The following is a 19,307-nucleotide window of genomic DNA, read 5'->3' as shown; positions in this document are numbered from 1 at the left end:
TCCTGAAAGGTGAGCTCTACCTTTCAGGATTGGCTTGTGACCTCGAGGTCGACAAAAATGCAACGTCTTCCCAAAAGCTACACTTTTGGTCGTGCGATGTGTTGCTGTCGAAGTCGAAGTTTTCCTTTCCTGCCACATTGTCGACACTAGTACGTCCTGTACGTCTGGGAGAGGCTCTGGAGTAAGACAATAAAAAAGGTCAGACACGTTCGGGTGATGTGTCTGACCTTTTTTATTTTAACTTGATTAATTGTCTTTAAAATATTTAGCAAGCCCTTGATAAATTCCAGTCGTAACAGACTCTTGGAATGGTGCAGAAGAAATAATAAATTCCTCAGCAGGGTTACTTAAATATCCTAGTTCCAAAAGAACTGCATTATGTTTATTTTCCCTCAATACATAATAATCGCCGAAACGATAGCCACGATCCTTTAAATTAGTTGTAGATGTGATAGAAGAGTGAATACTCGCGGCTAAGTTTTTTTGATAGGAATGATAGTAATAAGATGTCATTCCATTTACACTTTGGTCTAACATGCTATCATAGTGAATGCTAATAAACGCATCGGCATTGTTATAATGTGAAGTATAGACCCTAGATGATAAAGGAATATATGTATCATTTTGGCGGGTTAGATAGACATTAGCCCCAGCTGCTCTTAGTTTTTCATATAAGCTTTTCGCTGTTTGCAATGTTAATGTTTTTTCGAGCGTTCCTCTTGCCCCTGTTGTCCCATTGTCTCTTCCGCCATGACCAGGGTCGATAACAATTTTTTTGTTTTTTAGCTGACTCCCTGTTCCGGGCTTCTCATCAATTGGTGCTTGTCCATTTACAGATACAATCCAACCGGCAATATAGCCGCTTGTCCCATTTGCAAGTTGAATTTCGTACCAATCATTCTGGATGCTGATAATGTCAAAAATGTCACCTTGTTTGGCGATTAGAACGATTTCTGAATTGGTGTTTGGACTTTTTCTAATGTTTGTCCCATCATGAATAATCTTTAGTGAACTATTCTTTAAACTTTGTTTCGTAGAAGACGTCTGACTTGTCACCGACTTGTCCAAATACCAGCTGGCAACCCATCCGAATGCCCCTTTTTTATATTCGATTTTTGCCCAATTATTATTTTCTTCAATAATTTGAAAGCTTTGATCTTTATGTACGGAGCCAAGTGCCTTTCCGTTAAGAGTGTTGGAGTCCCTGACAATTAATGATGCTGTTGTCACTTTTCCTATTTTTCCGGAATTGGTTTGTTCATTCGGTTTCTTTTCATTTGCAGAATTGCTTATACTAGATTTTTTAAGTTGAATATACTCACTACTAATCCAAGCTTTCGTCCCGCCAAATGAGATTTCCGTCCATTCACTCGTTTGAGATAAAATCTCAACCTTGTCTCCTAAACGTAATTTTCCAATGACAGAACTATTTAGCGAAGGTGAACTCCTTACATTTAAGGAATTTGCCGAAATTTCTCCGTTCAAGCTTCCGCTTATTCCATTTGTCTTTTCACTTACGCTTTGTACGAATTCAGCTGCAACCCAACCAATGCCAAAAGGGGTTTCTAAATTGATCCAATCCCCATCTGTGCCATGGACAGCAAATACATCTCCTTTATTAGCTGTTCCAATTACTTGAAAACTTGTACCTGGCCCTTTTCTAATTCGTAAACCATCAGTTGAAATCGACACAGTCTTGAGTTCACCTAATTTTTTCTCATAATTGACTGTATTAGTAGAAGAGTTCCCTTGAGTTCCCTTCGTCACAAGCCAATTGGCTACCCATCCACGAACACCGTTCCTAAGCTCGATTTCAATCCAATCATCTTTTTCGGAGAAGGATAGATATTGTTCACCTTTTTTTGCCTTTGCAACGATTGGATAGCTCAAACCGGGCCCTTTGCGAATGTTCAAGTCATTTGTACCCACTTTGACAATCTCGTTTACTGTACTTGCTGCTGAGATTGTAGTGGGTCTCGTATTTGCAAACCCTATTAAAAGAATCATGCAAAAAAATAAAAGGATTTGTTTCCTGCTGTTCATCGCTTCCTCCCCAAATTAATAAAATTTATCCTCTTCAAGGAAAACAAATTAAATATCCATAGTCAAGCTTTTCTTGAATAATATTACTTCTCTCTAGGTAGGGAAAATTCCTTCAAAATGTTAAAATTTAAAAAAATTCTAAAGAGATCCTCGCAAAAAAAGCTATCCCTTTAGAATAGCTTTTTGTCGATAGTTATTCCTTTTCCACTTTTTGTACATATTACCCGGTTCATTTTCAGTTCTTTTAACATATCTTAAAAGTGACGATAACTTCACTTTGTGGCAATCTTTATATGTCACACAAAGGAATCTTTTGGGGCAATTTTTTGCCTCTTTTTTGTTTTAAATTAAGGTTTTTCGAAGAACGATTCCGTCTGCCTTCTACGGTATTTGAACTGATTTTAAATGTGAAAGATACAGACATACAATTTCTCCTTTTGCGAGTAATAATTCTGCCGAGTTATTTTCGATCTTGTTTAACAAACCCACTTTTTTCGGATCTGTTCCTCCGTCAAAGATGACAAGTTTTCCTTCTTCTTTTTTCAACTGATCTTCTAATTTATGTTGTAGAGGAATGTTAGCTGGGTTTACCTGTAAGTGAAGAGGGTTTTTACTTAAAGTTTGGTTTAATTTGCTTAAAGTGTATGGTGGAATATTTTCATTGAATGGGACAAGCCATTTAATGTGATAAATTGGAATATATATAAGTTTATAATGAGGTGAATAAAAACCAACATAATCATTTAAAATGTGTGTAATATACCCGTAGTACGATAAAGCTTTGCCTACATAAATTTCCGTGAACATTCCCTTTGATATTTTTAGTACTTCTTGAAGAGTAAGGAGATCCATTTCAGCAAAAGCTGAGGATTCATTTGGCATATCCACATACTCTTCTTTATTGCTGTTGAGCTCGAATTGATGAATATGTGACATCGGGATATATAAAAACCTTTGACCATTAAATATCACCACAATATCTTTACCTGCATCAATTAATATACCATTAATCATTTCTTTCCCTGACAACTGAATATTAATTTGTTTTCCTTGTAAGCTAATTAAATCAGTCAAAATTAATTCCTCCTATAATGTTTCCATTCAATTTAGGCAAATACCATTTGAACCCAATAGTACAGTAAGAACAAGGTGAAGATTGTTGATATTGGGATAACAACTAAAGAGACACTTAAATAGTCCTTCCATTTCACTTTGACTTTATGCTGTTTGAGAATATACATCCAAATAAGAGAAGCAAGTGTACCGATGGGTAGTAATAAGGAACCGATGTCACTTCCAATGATATTCGCGAGATAAATCGTTTTTAAAGTAATAGGATCGAGTCCCATTTCAGTTAGCGTAATCGTTCCAATCATTAATGCTGGATGATTGTTAAAAATATTTGAAAGAATTGAAACGAGCCCACCCATCGTAAAGCTTGCATAAAGAAGCCCTTGGTTGACGATTGGTTCACAAAATTGCACGAGGAAGGCTGTTAATCCTACATTGTTAAGTCCGTAAATAATGACGTACATCGAAAAAGCGAAAATCAGTATGTGCCAAGGTGTCTTTTTCAAAATATCTACGGGGTTTGTTCGCAAGTGATACCAGCGCCATACTAATAAAGCAAAAGATCCGATTACAGCAACAATGGAAATGGGAATGGAAAGAAAAGAGGCGACAAATAATAAACAGCGCATGACGAAAACAAACAGCAATACTTTCAACATAAATTTAGTACGTTTTCTCTTTGTTTCAACAGATAACTTTCCTTTTAAAGGATGAAAACTTTTAGTGAAAAAGCTTTCTTCAATTTCATATGATGAGTTTGGTAATTTTTTCGGCAATTTCTTCTTCACGACGACAAACATTAACCAGGACATGAACAGTAGACCGAGTGTAGCAGGTACAAACATCATGGCTGTATGCATATATAGCGTCATATCGACAATTTCTAATGCAATGAGATTAACGATATTGCTGACGCCAATAGGAGCACTTGAAGCGGTAGCGGTAAGAGCGCCACTTAACAAGTAAGGAATTTGCTGATGGGGTTTTAACTGCAGATTTTTTAGCAAGAGAATTAAAATTGGAGTTGTTATTAAGATACTTCCATCATTGTTAAATAAAAGTGTCATCAAAAAGCATAGCAGCTGCACATACCAATATAGACGATAGCCTGATCCTTTTGCCATACTAGCTAGCCGGGCTGCTGACCAATGAAAGAAACCGAAGCTTTCCAAGATGACTGCCATGACAATTGTCGCCATAATTGTAATGGAGGCTCCGCCAATTTTACTAATAATGTCAGCAACATTTGCTCGTGATACAACACCTGTTAATAAAATGATCCCTGCTCCGACAGCTGCTGGATAAGCCTCATTAATCCCCTTTGGCCTCCAAAGAATTACTAACATCGTCGTAAGGAAAACAAAAATGGTAATTCCTAATTCAAATGTCATTTTCTCACTCCTTTTCTTTTTTCGGTACTAGAGTCAATTGACCCTGCATGTCCGTTTGCTTATATTTATATTCGCCTCAAAATAGAAGGAACTAGATTATTGTCCAATTTTGTCTAAATGTATGTTTGTCTAATAGAGATAATTGCATGATTAGATAATTGTCTAGTAAATTAAATTCTTAACTTTACTAGTTGTTCATCCAGAAGTGGCATTTTCTATTCTGAAAGTGGGAAGAATAGGATAGAAATATGTGATGAAGGGTGATTGAAAATGAGATTTGGTGACAAAGGGATGTCAGTACAATTAGGAGAAAACAAGCTATTTGGGGTAGATTTTCATGACTTTATACAAAAGGAACAAGGATCAAACATGGTGGAATTAGCCTCAGAATTTGGTCTATCCGTAAGAGATGTCCGTAAATTAAAAAAACATTTGGAACGATCGTAACGAAACTATTGACAATCCGACTGCGGATACGTATGATAAGATAAATATTAAATTGAAATAATAAACCAATGATGAAGAACAGTAGTTAAGCCCCACATGAAAAGAGAAGAAATGCCCTAGGCTGAAAGCATTTCTACATGATGATTTAATGAATGAACACTTCGTAGGTTTCTCTCTGAAAGAGGCAACGCTTTAGTAGGAGTTGAACGTTGACAGGCGTTAACTGTAAAAGAGGAAGAACGTTTATTCAATGGCGTCTTCAATTAGGGTGGCACCACGGGAAACTATAAGCTCTCGTCCCTTGTATTTATATACAAGGAGGCGGGGGCTTTTTTATATTAAAAAATATGTCTTACTTGAAAACAATCACGAAATCATGTAATAGGAGGATGAACCATGGCATCAATTCGAATTCCACGGGGAACGCAAGATATTCTTCCAGGAGAAATTGAAAAATGGCAGCTAATCGAGGAAAAAGCAAGAGAACTTTGTGAAAAGTTTCAATATAACGAAATTAGAACACCTATTTTTGAACATACGGAACTATTTTTACGCAGTGTAGGAGATACAACCGATATTGTTCAGAAAGAAATGTACACTTTTGAGGACCGAGGAGAGCGCAGCTTAACTTTAAGACCTGAAGGAACAGCAGCTGTAGTTCGTTCATTCGTTGAAAATAAAATGTTTGGTCATGCTGGTCAGCCTGTCAAGCTTTATTATATGGGGCCAATGTTCCGTTACGAGCGTCCACAAGCAGGCCGCTACCGTCAATTTGTTCAGTTTGGTGTTGAGGCTATTGGAAGTAATGACCCAGCTATTGATGCTGAGGTAATCGCACTAGCAATGACTCTTTATAAGGAAATGGGATTAAAAAAGCTTAAGCTGATTATTAATAGTCTTGGCGATAAAGAAAGCCGCACTGCACACCGGGAGGCTTTAATCAATCACTTTAAACCGAGAATTGGCGAGTTTTGTACAGATTGCCAAAATAGATTAACAAAAAATCCAATGCGCATTCTTGATTGTAAACAGGATCGTGATCACGAATTAATGAAATCGGCGCCGTCCATTATCGATTACTTGAACGGCGATTCTAAAAAATACTTTGAAAAAGTTCAGCAATATTTAACTGATCTTGATATTGCTTTTGAAGTCGATCCTAACCTTGTGCGCGGCCTTGATTACTATAATCACACTGCTTTCGAAATTATGAGTGAGGCCGAAGGGTTTGGTGCCATTACAACTCTTTGCGGAGGCGGACGTTATAATGGCCTCACAGAAGAAATCGGCGGTCCAGAAGCGCCGGGAATCGGATTTGCGTTGAGCATTGAACGATTTATCGCTGCTTTAGAAGCTGAGCAAATAAAGCTGCCTATTAAAGAGAAAATCGATTGCTATCTTGTATCACTTGGAGAAGAAGCGAAAGACTATACTGTTGGATTGTTGCAAAAGCTTCGTCTAGCTGGCTACTCAGCAGAAAGAGACTATTTAGACCGGAAAATTAAAGCGCAATTTAAAGCTGCCGATAGAGCCAATGCAAAGTATGTCGCGATTTTAGGTGAAGATGAGCTAAAAGTTAATAAAATCAACTTGAAATCAATGGAAACAGGCGAACAGACAGAAGTGCAACTAGATACGTTTGTAGAGAAATTCACAGAGTTGAATAAATAAGAAAAGTGGAGGAATTTAAGATGTTTGGGAGAACGTACAGCTGTGGAGAGGTAACTGAAAAGGCAATTGGTGAAAAGGTTATTTTAAAAGGGTGGGTGCAAAAGCGCCGTGACTTAGGCGGGCTGATCTTCATCGATTTGCGGGATCGCTCTGGGCTAATCCAAATCGTATTTAACCCGGAGTTATCTCAAGAAGCACTTGCTGTAGCAGAAAAAGTTAGAAATGAATTCGTCCTTCATATTGAAGGAGAAGTCGTTGCTCGTCAAGAAGGAACGATCAATGAAAACATTAAAACAGGCCGGATTGAGGTTCTTGCAGAGAAAATTACCATAATCAACGAAGCAAAAACACCTCCTTTCATGATCGATGATAAATCTGAGGTTTCAGAGGATCTTCGTCTGAAATATCGTTATTTGGATTTAAGAAGACCTGCTATGTTTGAAACGATTAAAATGCGTCATCAAGTTACAAAATCAATTAGAGAATTCCTTAACGGTGAAGACTTCCTCGATATAGAAACACCTATATTAACAAAAAGCACGCCAGAAGGAGCACGTGATTATTTAGTACCGAGCCGTGTACATCCAGGTGAATTTTATGCATTGCCGCAATCACCGCAAATTTTTAAACAGCTATTAATGGTCGGCGGATTTGAGCGTTATTACCAAATTGCCCGCTGCTTCCGCGATGAGGATTTACGTGCTGACCGTCAGCCTGAATTTACACAAGTCGATATTGAAATGAGCTTTATGAGCCAGGATGAAATCATTGGTCTCATGGAGAATATGATGAAAAAGGTAATGAAAGAAGTAAAAGACCAAGACATTCTAACGCCATTTCCACGTATGACTTACGGAGAAGCAATGGATCGCTTCGGCTCTGATAAGCCTGACACAAGATTCGGCATGGAATTAACCGACTTGTCAGAGATCGTAAAGGATTCAAGCTTTAAAGTATTCTCTGGCGCCGTATCATCAGGTGGGCAAGTAAAAGCAATCAATGTGAAAAATGGCGGAAGTAAGTATTCAAGAAAAGATATCGATGCTTTAGGCGAATTTGCAGCAGTCTATGGAGCAAAAGGACTTGCCTGGTTAAAAGCAGAGGAAGAGGGTTTGAAAGGCCCTATTGCTAAATTTGTTACTGAGGAAGAGCAGGAAGCAATTAAAGCCATTCTTTCAGTTGAAACAGGTGACTTATTACTATTTGTTGCCGATAAGAAAAATGTAGTTGCTGATGCACTAGGAGCACTTCGATTAAAGCTCGGCAAAGAACTAGGCTTAATTGACGAAGGTAAATTCAATTTTCTTTGGGTAACGGACTGGCCGTTATTAGAATATGACGAAGAGGAAGGCCGTTATTATGCGGCTCATCATCCATTCACAATGCCGTTCAGAGAAGATTTAGAGCTGTTTGAAACAAATCCATCTCAAGTAAGAGCGCAAGCGTATGACCTCGTATTAAACGGCTATGAGCTTGGCGGAGGATCACTTCGTATTTTTGAAAGAACAGTACAAGAAAAAATGTTTAATGTACTCGGATTCGCTCCAGAAGAAGCGAATGAACAATTTGGTTTCTTAATGGAGGCATTCGAATATGGGACTCCTCCACATGGCGGAATTGCGCTAGGGCTTGATAGAGTTGTTATGATTTTAGCTGGCAGATCAAATCTTCGTGATACGATTGCATTCCCGAAAACGGCAAGTGCAAGCTGCCTATTAACAGATGCTCCAGGCAAGGTTAGTGAAGCCCAGTTAAATGATTTGCATCTGGCTATTAACTTGAAAAAATGATCATGTACCTAGTTTCGCTTACTTGAAAGAGCGAAAAGCATATGATAAAATACAATTAATCTTTAAAGAGTCCTGATGTGTTCGTTGTGTAACCTGAAATTTTGACCGAACATCTATCCTTCGGGAGTCCGGAGTTTTCTAAGCTAAGTACATGCCTCCTGGATTGAGGACTTACAAAAGCGGGAACAGGACACCCACCTGCTTAGTGCGGGTTCAAAATGAAGGCATCTAAGGCGACGGCACGATTGGGACTCTTTTCCTTACATATGAACGTTCGATCTATTCCGTATTGAAGGAATAGATCTTTTTTTTGGATCCTGATAAAAGAAATGTATTTTTTTGTTACTCACTATTGTATTGATGCCCGCGTCTAGCAAAAGATGCTCAGCACGGTAATCAGTAGCTTTATCTGATGCCCGGCCGAAGGGATAATAGCCAAATGCAGTCATCAGATACTCCTTATGCTGCCCGCTTCCAGTAAAAGGAGCTCCACATTGTAATCATTATCCCCATCTGATACCCTGCCGAACGAATATTAGCCCTCAATAGTCATGAGAATTCCTTTTTATCAACCTTTTCAAATCGGGTTCAAGCAATTATTAGATTTTCATTGATGTTGGAAAAAGATGTAATTTATATTACTATGTACTGATTGCTGCTATAATTTTATAGCTTGAAAATTAGTGAAAAATAAATCACTATATTCCTATGGAGATACTTATTTTTATCAAAAAGTATGGTATATTCAATAACGGGAAAAACAAAAGTAGAATCATTAAATTTCTAAATTGCTTGGAGTTGAAAATATATGTTGCATCAATTTTCTAGAAATGAGCTTGCGATTGGTAAAGACGGACTTGATATCATGAAAAACAGCACAGTTGCTGTTCTAGGTATTGGCGGTGTAGGGACATTCGCTGCTGAAGCATTAGCTCGGTCTGGAGTAGGTCGTTTAGTCTTAGTTGATAAAGATGATGTTGATATTACAAATGTTAATCGACAGATCATTGCCTTGCTATCTACTGTAGGACAGCCAAAAGTGGATTTAATGAAGGAACGAATTAAAGATATTAATCCAGAGTGTGAAGTCATTGCTCTTAAAATGTTTTACACAGAGGAAACGTATGAGCAGTTCTTTGAGTACGGTCTTGACTTTGTTGTCGATGCTTCTGATACGATTTCGTATAAAATTCATTTGATGAAGGAATGTTTAAAAAGAAATATTCCTATGATCTCAAGTATGGGTGCAGCGAACAAGATGGATCCTACCCGTTTCCAAATTGCTGATATTTCTAAAACACACACAGACCCAATTGCAAAGGTCGTTCGCACGCGCTTAAGAAAAGAAGGGATTCGCAAAGGGATTCCAGTTGTTTTTTCTGACGAAAGTCCAATCGTCATCCGTGAAGATGTCAGGAAGGAAGTCGGTAAAGACGACGCCACCATCCGAAAAGCAAAAATGCCTCCTTCATCCAATGCATTCGTTCCGTCTGTTGCTGGTTTAGTTATGGCCAGCTATGTTGTCAGACAGCTCCTGAGCAATATAAAAATTAACCGAGTGAAAGATGAGAGCAAGTCCAGCTAATGTGAACTTACCCCTGTCAAGTAGACAGCTCAAAAAAGACTACGCAGCCATCGTGATACGGTATTCTACCGGAGCACGGTGGTTTAGTCGTTTTTGGAATCTCTTATAATTGTAATGATACATATATGTTTCTATAGCTTGAATCAACTCTTCTTCTGTTTTAAAATCATATTGATACAACATTTCTGTTTTGAAATGGGAAAAGAACGATTCAATACAGGCATTATCTAGGCAGTTTCCTTTGCGAGAGTGGCTGCCCCTTATGCCGTATTTGTTTAATCGTTTGTTGTATTTCTTAGACGTGTATTGGAATCCTTGATCTGAATGGAGGATGGTTCCGTACACGTTTCTTTTTTTATTGAGGTCCTCTATGGTATCTAAAACCAATTTTAGATTATTTCTGTCTGAGACCTTCCAAGAAACAATTTCATTATTATAAAGGTCCTGGACTACAGATAGATAGTAAAATTTATTTTGGAAGGGTATATATGTTATATCACTAACTAGTACTTCATTTTTCTTTCTATCTTTGAATTCACGATTAACCAAGTTCGGGTATACCTTAGAACCTTTCTTACCAAAATATCTCCATTTCTTCCTGATTACTGATTGAATGTTCATTAACTTCATTAATCGATAAACCTTTTTATGGTTTACTATGAACCCTTTTTCTCTGAGTGCGATGACCATCCTAGGATACCCAAACTCTTTATGCTGGTTGTGGACAGAAAGCATTTTCTCCATTAAATCTTGATCCTGCTTCATTCTCTTCTTACGTAAGGTTATTGTCTTTACCCATTTGTAATAACTTGAACGTTTGACCTCTGCTATTTCAATAAGCCATGTAATAGGGTACGTTTGCTTCATTTTATTAATAATCTCGAACCTTACTGATTTCTTGATTTCACCACCCCGTGTAGATTTGGATAGCGCTTTTTTAAATATTCAACCTGCGCCTTGTAGTAATCTCGTTCTTCCACTACACTTTGAAATTTTGTTTTGGGTCTACCCATAAGAGGATTATCTAAAGATGACATTTTCCCTCTTTTATCAACTAGACTACCGCCTTCTTCATATTTCTTTACCCAACTCTTTAACTGAGTAGAACTTTTTAACCCTAGTTGTTTAGACAAGGATTTGTAGCTACCATCACCATTCAAATACATCTCGACTGCTTTCAACTTAAAATCTTCTGTATAGTGTTTAAAGGTTTGTCCTTTTTTTGCCATAGAAAAATCCCCTCCAAGTAGTAGTGTAGCATCCGTGATTAAATCATGGGCTTTTTACACTGTCTACTTAAAGGGGATAATATCAAATGCTGGGCTTTTTTTATTGTCTAGCTCCAGCGGCTACTCCCAACGTACAGGTTGTACTAGTGTCGACAATGCGACAGGACAAGGAAGACTTCGACAGTGACACATCGCATGACAAAAGTGTAGCTTTCGGGAGGACGTCGCGTTTTTGTCGACCTCGAGGTCATAAGCCAATCCACCCAGAAAGGTAAAGAACCCCTTTCCGAGTGGGCCGTCTTATGCTTGTCGGGGGTGATTGAGGCGTTTTCACTTTTCGTACTGTATAGCCTATTTTTTCTAAAAAATTGTAAAAAGTCTTGACTAACCTCTTTGTACCAGTGTACTATTTGGCTAGAACACTGTAACACCTGAATAGGAGGGGCAAATGTGGAAGCATTTAAAGGACTATTGCAAAAGGAAATTAAATTGACTAAAAATTGGTTTTTAACCGGGATTGCTTTGCAAATCATTGCTTATTTAACAGGAATCGGTTTAGCAGGATATTTCAATGAACCGATCATTCCGATGATCATGTCTTACGTTGTTTTTTTTATCCATGCCTTTTATTTACCTGCATACTTACTAACTTCTCTAAATATAGAAGGACAGACACAGCTTTGGCTCCATAATCCAAATAGTGGCACAAAGCTTTTACTTGCCAAATTGGCAGCGGGATTTGTCTTTTTCCTAATTTCTATTTTGTTTTCTATGTTGGTAACGAAATGGCAATTATTATTCTCGATTCAATCAGATCATTTCATTCGGTTTACTGGTGGATTCGTTCCTAATCTGCTCCTAACTAGTGCTGGAATTGCTTCTTTCTCAATATATCTTGGGATTTGGGTGTTATTTTATTGGTCATTGTATCATTCATTAAAAAGTGTCCCTGTACTGAAAAAATTCCGTTGGCCAATATTAATTATCATCTGGAATGTACTTCAAATAATAGGAACCTCCCTTGAAAAACTGCCTCTTTACAAAAAAATAATCAATATTGGCGTCATTCATCTAAATCAAAAGAATCCGATGCAATTCAATGCAGGAAATTCCTCAATAGGATTTCATGATGTAACGAAAATACCAACTATGAGTCTGCTTATTTTCGCTGGTATTGCAATTATTGTTTTTTATATCGCAGTATGGCTTCTAGAGCGGAAAGTAGAGGTGTAGTGTGATGGGAGAAGAATTCCAAGCGTCGAAGCCAATATATATGCAAATCGTTGATAAAATTAATCAGCAAATTATTAGAGGAGATTTAATGCCTGGCAACAAGCTTCCTTCTGTGCGAGAAATGGCGATCCAATCGGGGGTTAATCCAAATACGATTCAGCGAACTTATAGTGAATTGGAGAGGATGGAAATCGTGGAAACGAAACGAGGCCAAGGAACTTTTGTAACAGAAAATATCGACCTGATTAAAGAGTTAAAGGTAAAGCTGCAAATGGAAGTAATTGAAGCCTTTTTTAATAACATGAAGGAGCTTGGCTTTTCAGAAGAAGAAATGATTTCTGGCCTGGAGTCTTATATAAAAGGAAAGCGAGTGGATGGGAATGATTGAATTCCAGAATGTATTGAAAAAATACGGCCGTGAAGTTGGTTTAGATGATGTTTCCTTTACACTTGAAACAGGGAAAATATACGGTTTACTTGGACCGAATGGAAGTGGGAAATCAACAACCTTGAAACTAATCGCTGGTCTAACCCATCCTACTTCTGGAAAAGTAATGGTTAATGGCAGAACGGCTGACCGAAAAATAGCAGCTGATGTAGCTTATTTAACAGAACTTGATATGTTTTATCAGACTTTTAAGGTCAAGGATATGATAAGTTTTTATGCTTCACAATTTCAAGATTTTCGCATGGACCGTGCAAAGGAATTACTTCAATTCATGAAATTAGATCCTGATAAAAAGATTAAGCAATTATCAAAAGGAAATCGTGGGCGGTTAAAACTAGTTCTTGCCCTAGCAAGAGAAGCATCCGTATTGCTTTTGGATGAGCCATTTTCTGGTCTAGATCCAATGGTCAGAGACTCGATCGTGAAGGGATTACTGACTTATATAGATTTTGAAAATCAAATTGTCATTATTGCAACACACGAAATTGATGAAATTGAGCCACTGCTTGACGAAGTCCTTGCTATACAAAATGGAAGAATAATTGAACGTCATCAAGTAGAGGATCTAAGAGAAACAAGAGGTCTTTCTATCATTGAATGGTTGAAACAGACTTTTAAAGAATGAGAGGAGAAAAAATGGGCGCCATTGTCGAAATTCAAAATGTATCAAAAGTGATAAAGGGAAGAACGATTATTGATTCTTTGAGTTTTAATGTGAATAAAGGGGAAGTGTTCGGTTTTCTTGGACCGAATGGGGCCGGAAAGACAACGACGATACGGATGATTGTTGGGTTGATCGGGATGACTTCTGGTGATATAAAAATCCTTGGTCATAGCATAAAGACGGATTTTGAAAAAGCTATTACCCATGTTGGAGCTATCGTTGAAAATCCCGAAATGTATAAGTTTATGAACGGCTATCAAAATCTTCTTCATTATGCGAGAATGTCAGGCGGCATTTCGAAGAGTAAAATAGACGAAACTGTGGAGCTGGTTGGTCTTACAGAAAGAATTCATGATAAGGTGAAAACCTATTCCCTTGGTATGAGACAAAGACTTGGGCTTGCACAATGTCTCCTTCATGATCCAAAAGTATTAATTCTTGATGAACCTACAAATGGATTAGATCCAGCAGGAATTCGCGAAATTCGGGATCATTTAAGAATGCTTGCGCGGGAGAAAGATATGGCGGTTATCGTTTCCAGTCACTTATTATCTGAAATGGAAATGATGTGTGACCGCATCGGAATTATCCAAAAAGGAAAGCTTGTTGATGTTCAGCTTATTAGTGATTTTGTACAAGGAAATGAGAAGGTTTATGAAATTGAAGTTGATGGGGTAGAACAAGCAATTAATGTATTAAAAACAGTTTTTCCGAATGTTCATGTGCAGTTAGCTGAATATGGTGTATCAGTTCCGTTAAAAAGAGAAGAGATACCGATTGTAATTAAGGAATTCGTTCATAAAGGGATTTCAATTTATGGCATTAATGAGATAACGAAAACATTGGAAGATCGCTTCCTCGAAGTGACTGCACAGGAGGGGCATGAACATGTTTAGGCTCATACAAAATGAATTAATGAAAATATTTAAGCGACCAGGTACGTTTGTAATGATTGGTATCCTGATACTAGTCACGACGATTGCAGGCGGATTTATAAAATATCAGGAAACGAGAGGGGCTCTCCCTGACAATTCTGAATGGAAAAGGGGACTTCAAACGCAAAACGAGGAGTACAAAAAACAGCTACAGGAAATGGGGACATCCGCCTCTTATGAAATAATAAACCATAATGAAAGAAACATAGCCCTCAATACGTATCGAATTGAACATAATATTTCGCCAAATGAAGAATATTCGATTTGGGGATTTGTTAATGATACTTCGTTTTCCATTGATTTTATTGGATTATTTACAATTATTATTGCAGCGGGAATTGTAGCAAGTGAATTTAACTGGGGAACAATCAAACTATTATTAATCAGGCCAATCAAAAGAGGAAAAATTTTATTGTCAAAATATATTACGGTTCTCCTATTCGGTTTATTCTTGCTTGTTCTGTTATTTGTTTATTCTGCAGCGCTAGGAGGCATCCTTTTTGGCATGCCTGAGCAGTCGACCACTCACTTATATTATTTTAATGGAAAAGTTCACGAGCAAAGTATGTTTGTTCATTTAATTAATATTTACGGTTTAAAATCAATTAATATGTTGATGCTAGCGACCATGGCTTTTATGATTTCATCAGCATTTAGAAATAGTTCACTGGCAATTGGATTATCGATCTTCCTTTTATTTATGGGGGAACAGGTGACAAGATTGATTTCCATGAAATATGTGTGGGCAAAATATATTTTGTTTGCCAATACGGATTTACTGCAATATTTTGAGGGAACACCGATCGTAGCCGGGATGACATTGGGCTTTTCGGTCATTATGTTAATCATATACTTCCTTTTGTTTCAAACGGTTGCTTTCTATGTATTTAAGAAGAGGGATGTAGCGGCATAATAACGAAAATGCACAGAAGAAATCACCATTTAAGCGATTTCTTCTGTGCATTTATTTATGCAAATTCGAATAAATCGAAGCTAGAGCTTGCTCGAATTTACCTGTTTTCTTAGGTTGATAGTATACTTTGTTTTTGATTTTATTAGGAAGGTATTGCTGTTTTACCCAGCCACCCTCATAATAATGGGGATATTTGTAGTCAATCCCTCTACCAAGCTCTTTTGCTCCTTTATAATGCGCATCTTTTAAATGATCTGGAACTTCTCCACTCATCCCTTGCTTAATGTCGGCAAGGGCAGAATCAATAGCCAAAATGGCTGAGTTTGATTTTGGAGACAGGCATAGCTCAATAACTGCATTGGCAAGTGGGATTCTTGCCTCAGGGAAACCGACTCTTTCTGCCGTTTCAATCGCTGCCAAAGTTCTAGCCCCCGCCTGAGGCGAAGCAAGGCCGATATCTTCATAGGCGATTACTAATAAACGCCTGCTTATGCTTTGAAGATCCCCTGCTTCAATTAATCTTCCTAAATAATGGAGAGCTGCATTGACATCGCTTCCTCGAATGGACTTTTGAAAGGCGGAAAGAACATCATAGTGCGCGTCCCCGTCTTTATCATGTGTTAAGCTTTTTCGCTGCATGCATTCTTCAGCTGCCGCTAAATCGATTTGAATAATATTCTCTTCATTCGGCTCCGTTGATAAAACGGCTAATTCTAAAGCGTTTAAGGAGCTTCTTACATCTCCATTTGAGGCTGTGGCAAAATGAGTTAAGGCTTCATCTGTTAACTGAATATTCTTTTCTCCTAATCCACGTTCCTTATCTTCAATGGCTCTAAGTAGTGCTACTTTAATATTTTCAACCGATAAAGGCTTTAATTCAAAAATTTGACAGCGGCTGCGGATTGCAGGGTTAATAGCGTGGTAAGGATTGCTTGTTGTCGCCCCAATTAAAGTAATCATACCATTTTCTAAAAAGGGCAGCAGGAAATCCTGTTTTCCTTTATCTAACCGATGTACTTCATCTAGAAGAAGGATCACCTTGCCAGACATTTTTGCTTCGGCAGCTACAATCTCCATATCCTTTTTATTATTCGTCACCGCATTTAAATTCCGAAAGGCATAGCGAGTACTCCCTGCAATAGCACTAGCAATCGATGTTTTTCCGATTCCAGGCGGACCATATAAAATCATTGAAGACAGCTGCTTTGCTTTGACCATCCGATTAATAATTTTCCCGTCCGCTACAAGATGCTCTTGCCCAATGATTTCTTCGATCGTTCTCGGCCGCATTCGGAATGCTAATGGCTTAATATTCATATGTCTCACTCCAAATCTTTAAGGCAACAATAGCCGGCACAATAATATTAAACATACCATATTATTAGGATTGACAAAATGATTATCACTTTTATATATGCTATAATTACAAAAGTCTATATAAATACTGTGAATAAGCTTTCCACTCGAGGAGAAATGGGCAAATGAATAAGATAAAAGGGAACCAAATAGGTCCAAGATTCATTGTTTTTATAGTTGGATTGCTCGTAATGACTCTCGGGGCTGTACTGCTAATTCTTGCTGATTTAGGTGCAACCCCGTGGGATGTTTTACATGTAGGATTATATTACAAGTTAGGGCTGACCATTGGCACATGGACCATTATTGTTGGAATTGCAATTTTGGTCGCGTCATCAGTTATTTTGAAGGAGTTCCCTAAAATTGGTGCTTTCTTAAATATGGTTTTATTTGGCCTGTTTATGGACTTTTATTTATGGCTTCCCTTTATGCAAACCCCAACTTCACTTTTGGGAAAGATAATTATGTTTGCTAGCGGATTAATTATTTGTTGCTACGGGATGGGCTTTTATATTTCTGCAAAATTTGGAGCAGGTCCAAGAGATAGTTTAATGATTGCCTTAACGTCAAAAACAGGCTGGAAAGTTAGTCATGCCAGGTTTTGTATGGAGGTTGTCGTATTAATCATTGGCTGGCAGCTTGGTGGTCCGGTTTTTTGGGGAACTGTTATTATCGGGGTTACGATAGGACCAATCGCTGGAATCGCTCTACCCCAATGTCAGAAAATGACGGACAGATTTTTAGCAAAAATAAAGTCAAAACATACAAAACTAGCTTTAAATGAAAAAGATAGAGGTGTAAGTTAATGAAAATATCGACGAAAGGCCGCTATGGCTTAACGATTATGATCGAATTAGCAAAAAAACATGGTGAAGGGCCAACTTCGTTAAAGTTAATAGCCCAAACAAATGATCTTTCTGAGCATTATTTAGAGCAGCTTATTGCGCCTTTAAGAAATGCTGGTTTAGTAAAAAGTATTCGTGGAGCGTATGGAGGCTATATTTTAGGAGATGAACCAGCAAAAATAACAGCTGCGGACATTATCCGTGTCTTAGAAGGACCGATTAGTCCAGTAGAAGGAATTGAGGATGAAGGACCTGCGAAGAAACATCTTTGGATGAGGATTCGTGATGCAGTTAAGGACGTGTTAGATAATACAACACTTGAAGATTTAGCTAACTATACAGATGATGGAACAACAGATGGCTATATGTTTTACATTTAGGCGATAAATAATATGAGCGGCGGATATATTGTAGATCTGGCGGATAAATTAGTCCAAGTGGCGGATATATCCAAAAAGTCGCGGATAAAGTAGCAAAACTAGCGGATATATTTAAATAGTATAAGTAGGTGAACGACTTGGAGCGGATATATGTTGATCATGCAGCAACATCTCCTATGCACCCTAAGGTGATTGATAAAATGATGGAGGTCATGAATACCGAATTCGGAAATCCATCCAGTATCCATTCATTTGGCCGTGGTGCTCGTCATATTATAGATGAAGCTCGTGCGGAAATGGCGCAAAGTATTGGAGCCCAAGCAAATGAAATTATTTTTACAAGCGGCGGTACGGAAGCTGATAATCATGCAATATTTGGTATTGCCCAAGCTTATCAGCATAAGGGCAAACATATTATAACGACGAAAATAGAACATCATGCCGTTTTTCATACTTGTGAACAGCTGGAGAAGGAAGGCTTTGATGTAACATATTTACCTGTTGATCAAGAGGGAAGGATTTCTTTAATTGATTTAAAGCATGCCTTAAGAGACGATACGATACTTGTTACAATCATGTATGGCAACAATGAAGTCGGTACAATCCAGCCAATTAAAGAAATCGGTGAAATTATAGCTTCTCATCAGGCAATCTTCCATACAGATGCTGTTCAAGCATACGGTCTTGAAAAAATAAATGTTAAGGAAAGCAGCATTGACTTAATGTCGGTGTCCGCTCATAAAATAAATGGGCCAAAAGGGATTGGCTTTTTATATGTGAATAAAGATGTGACGCTTTCTTCACGTTTATTCGGCGGGGAGCAGGAAAGAAAAAGACGGGCAGGAACTGAAAATGTTCCTTCGATTGCCGGTTTTTTAGAAGCGGTTCGTATCTTACAACAGGAAATGGAAGCAAAAAGAGAAAAATATGAGCAATTCAAGTCTAGTTTTATTAAAAAGCTGATAGAAAATAAAGTGGACTTTACTCAAAACGGATCACTTGATTTTTCATTGCCTCATATTTTAAACTTAAGCTTTCCCGGAACGAATGTGGAAGCCATGCTAGTGAATCTTGATTTAGCAGGCATCGCTGCTTCGAGTGGGTCAGCATGTACAGCAGGTTCCATTGATCCGTCACATGTACTTGTTGCGATGTTTGGCAAGGATGATGAACGGATTCAAAATTCCATTCGGTTTAGCTTTGGGCTTACTAATACTTTGGAGCAAATCGAGGTAGTTGCTGAGGAAACAAGTAAAATCGTTAAACGATTAACAACATAGAAATATTAGATAAGAAACGTGGTGAA

General features: G+C 37.9%; 18 protein-coding genes, 1 other RNA gene and 1 other annotated feature. Of the genes, 13 read left to right on the top strand and 6 right to left on the bottom strand.

Annotation, left to right across the window (positions count from 1 at the left end):
• Positions 1-246: 246 nt before the first annotated feature.
• From F7731_RS03755 to F7731_RS03745, 3 genes are all read right to left on the bottom strand, one after another.
• Positions 247-2,043 (bottom strand): N-acetylmuramoyl-L-alanine amidase family protein, encoded by a 1,797-nt coding sequence (locus F7731_RS03755; RefSeq protein ID WP_151533418.1) that lies wholly within the window; start codon positions 2,041-2,043, stop codon positions 247-249.
• A 381-nt stretch (positions 2,044-2,424) separates the two neighbouring features.
• Positions 2,425-3,117, bottom strand: a complete 693-nt coding sequence (locus F7731_RS03750) for a DUF2642 domain-containing protein (protein WP_151533417.1) — start codon at positions 3,115-3,117, stop codon at positions 2,425-2,427.
• A gap of 32 nt (positions 3,118-3,149) precedes the next feature.
• Positions 3,150-4,505 (bottom strand): arsenic transporter, encoded by a 1,356-nt coding sequence (locus F7731_RS03745; RefSeq protein WP_151533416.1) that lies wholly within the window; start codon positions 4,503-4,505, stop codon positions 3,150-3,152.
• Between the two features lie 270 nt (positions 4,506-4,775).
• On the opposite strand from F7731_RS03745, the gene F7731_RS26335 reads away from it, so the two are divergent.
• The 5 genes from F7731_RS26335 to F7731_RS03725 all read left to right on the top strand — a co-directional run bounded on the left by F7731_RS26335 (position 4,776) and on the right by F7731_RS03725 (position 9,998).
• Complete coding sequence (locus tag F7731_RS26335; protein ID WP_170289633.1) at positions 4,776-4,952, top strand: hypothetical protein; 177 nt, start codon at positions 4,776-4,778, stop codon at positions 4,950-4,952.
• Positions 4,953-5,011: 59 nt separating this feature from the next.
• Positions 5,012-5,257, top strand: a binding site (T-box leader).
• Positions 5,258-5,348: 91 nt separating this feature from the next.
• On the top strand, positions 5,349-6,623 hold the full coding sequence (hisS, locus tag F7731_RS03740) for a histidine--tRNA ligase (RefSeq protein WP_151533415.1): 1,275 nt from the start codon (positions 5,349-5,351) through the stop codon (positions 6,621-6,623).
• Positions 6,624-6,643: 20 nt separating this feature from the next.
• Positions 6,644-8,413 carry an aspartate--tRNA ligase gene (gene aspS / locus F7731_RS03735; protein WP_151533414.1) on the top strand — a complete coding sequence of 590 codons (1,770 nt, stop codon included), beginning with the start codon at positions 6,644-6,646 and terminating at the stop codon, positions 8,411-8,413.
• 66 nt (positions 8,414-8,479) lie between these two features.
• A non-coding RNA gene (ssrS, locus tag F7731_RS03730) (6S RNA) lies at positions 8,480-8,669 on the top strand.
• A gap of 552 nt (positions 8,670-9,221) precedes the next feature.
• On the top strand, positions 9,222-9,998 hold the full coding sequence (locus tag F7731_RS03725; RefSeq protein WP_151533413.1) for a tRNA threonylcarbamoyladenosine dehydratase: 777 nt from the start codon (positions 9,222-9,224) through the stop codon (positions 9,996-9,998).
• 39 nt (positions 9,999-10,037) lie between these two features.
• On the opposite strand, the gene F7731_RS03720 is transcribed toward F7731_RS03725, so the two are convergent.
• Both F7731_RS03720 and F7731_RS27245 read right to left on the bottom strand, forming a co-directional pair.
• A complete protein-coding gene (locus tag F7731_RS03720) occupies positions 10,038-10,877 on the bottom strand; it encodes an IS3 family transposase (protein WP_425481982.1) in 840 nt (279 codons plus the stop codon).
• Between the two features lie 8 nt (positions 10,878-10,885).
• Positions 10,886-11,227, bottom strand: a complete 342-nt coding sequence (locus F7731_RS27245) for a helix-turn-helix domain-containing protein (protein WP_425481976.1) — start codon at positions 11,225-11,227, stop codon at positions 10,886-10,888.
• A 450-nt stretch (positions 11,228-11,677) separates the two neighbouring features.
• On the opposite strand from F7731_RS27245, the gene F7731_RS03715 reads away from it, so the two are divergent.
• From F7731_RS03715 to F7731_RS03695, 5 genes are read left to right on the top strand one after another with little or no spacing between them, the layout of a single operon-like run.
• Positions 11,678-12,460, top strand: a complete 783-nt coding sequence (locus F7731_RS03715) for a hypothetical protein (RefSeq protein ID WP_151533411.1) — start codon at positions 11,678-11,680, stop codon at positions 12,458-12,460.
• A 4-nt stretch (positions 12,461-12,464) separates the two neighbouring features.
• On the top strand, positions 12,465-12,848 hold the full coding sequence (locus F7731_RS03710; protein ID WP_151533410.1) for a GntR family transcriptional regulator: 384 nt from the start codon (positions 12,465-12,467) through the stop codon (positions 12,846-12,848).
• Positions 12,841-13,533 carry an ABC transporter ATP-binding protein gene (locus F7731_RS03705; RefSeq protein WP_151533409.1) on the top strand — a complete coding sequence of 231 codons (693 nt, stop codon included), beginning with the start codon at positions 12,841-12,843 and terminating at the stop codon, positions 13,531-13,533. The genes F7731_RS03710 and F7731_RS03705 overlap by 8 nt, the downstream gene beginning before the upstream one ends.
• Positions 13,534-13,544: 11 nt before the next feature.
• Positions 13,545-14,468: an ABC transporter ATP-binding protein gene (locus tag F7731_RS03700; RefSeq protein ID WP_151533408.1), complete on the top strand. Its 924-nt coding sequence runs from the start codon at positions 13,545-13,547 to the stop codon at positions 14,466-14,468.
• Positions 14,461-15,420: an ABC transporter permease gene (locus F7731_RS03695; RefSeq protein WP_151533407.1), complete on the top strand. Its 960-nt coding sequence runs from the start codon at positions 14,461-14,463 to the stop codon at positions 15,418-15,420. Before F7731_RS03700 ends, F7731_RS03695 begins: the two co-directional genes overlap by 8 nt.
• A gap of 51 nt (positions 15,421-15,471) precedes the next feature.
• Here the strand turns inward: F7731_RS03695 and F7731_RS03690 are convergent, their stop codons facing one another.
• Positions 15,472-16,737 carry a replication-associated recombination protein A gene (locus tag F7731_RS03690; RefSeq protein ID WP_151533406.1) on the bottom strand — a complete coding sequence of 422 codons (1,266 nt, stop codon included), beginning with the start codon at positions 16,735-16,737 and terminating at the stop codon, positions 15,472-15,474.
• Positions 16,738-16,901: 164 nt separating this feature from the next.
• On the opposite strand from F7731_RS03690, the gene F7731_RS03685 reads away from it, so the two are divergent.
• The 3 genes from F7731_RS03685 (at position 16,902) to F7731_RS03675 (ending at position 19,281) form a co-directional block, all read left to right on the top strand.
• Positions 16,902-17,582, top strand: a complete 681-nt coding sequence (locus F7731_RS03685; protein WP_151533405.1) for a YczE/YyaS/YitT family protein — start codon at positions 16,902-16,904, stop codon at positions 17,580-17,582.
• A complete protein-coding gene (gene cymR, locus F7731_RS03680) occupies positions 17,582-18,001 on the top strand; it encodes a cysteine metabolism transcriptional regulator CymR (RefSeq protein WP_151533404.1) in 420 nt (139 codons plus the stop codon). Before F7731_RS03685 ends, cymR begins: the two co-directional genes overlap by 1 nt.
• A gap of 137 nt (positions 18,002-18,138) precedes the next feature.
• The gene (locus F7731_RS03675) at positions 18,139-19,281 is read left to right on the top strand and encodes a cysteine desulfurase family protein (RefSeq protein WP_151533403.1); all 1,143 of its coding nucleotides are present in this window, start codon (positions 18,139-18,141) and stop codon (positions 19,279-19,281) included.
• The last annotated feature ends 26 nt before the right edge of the window (positions 19,282-19,307 follow it).

Origin of the sequence: Cytobacillus depressus (genome assembly GCF_008923245.1) — a bacterium.
GTDB classification, from domain to species: Bacteria; Bacillota; Bacilli; order Bacillales; family Cytobacillaceae; genus Cytobacillus; species Cytobacillus depressus.
This window is presented reverse-complemented; position numbering and strand designations above follow the sequence as displayed.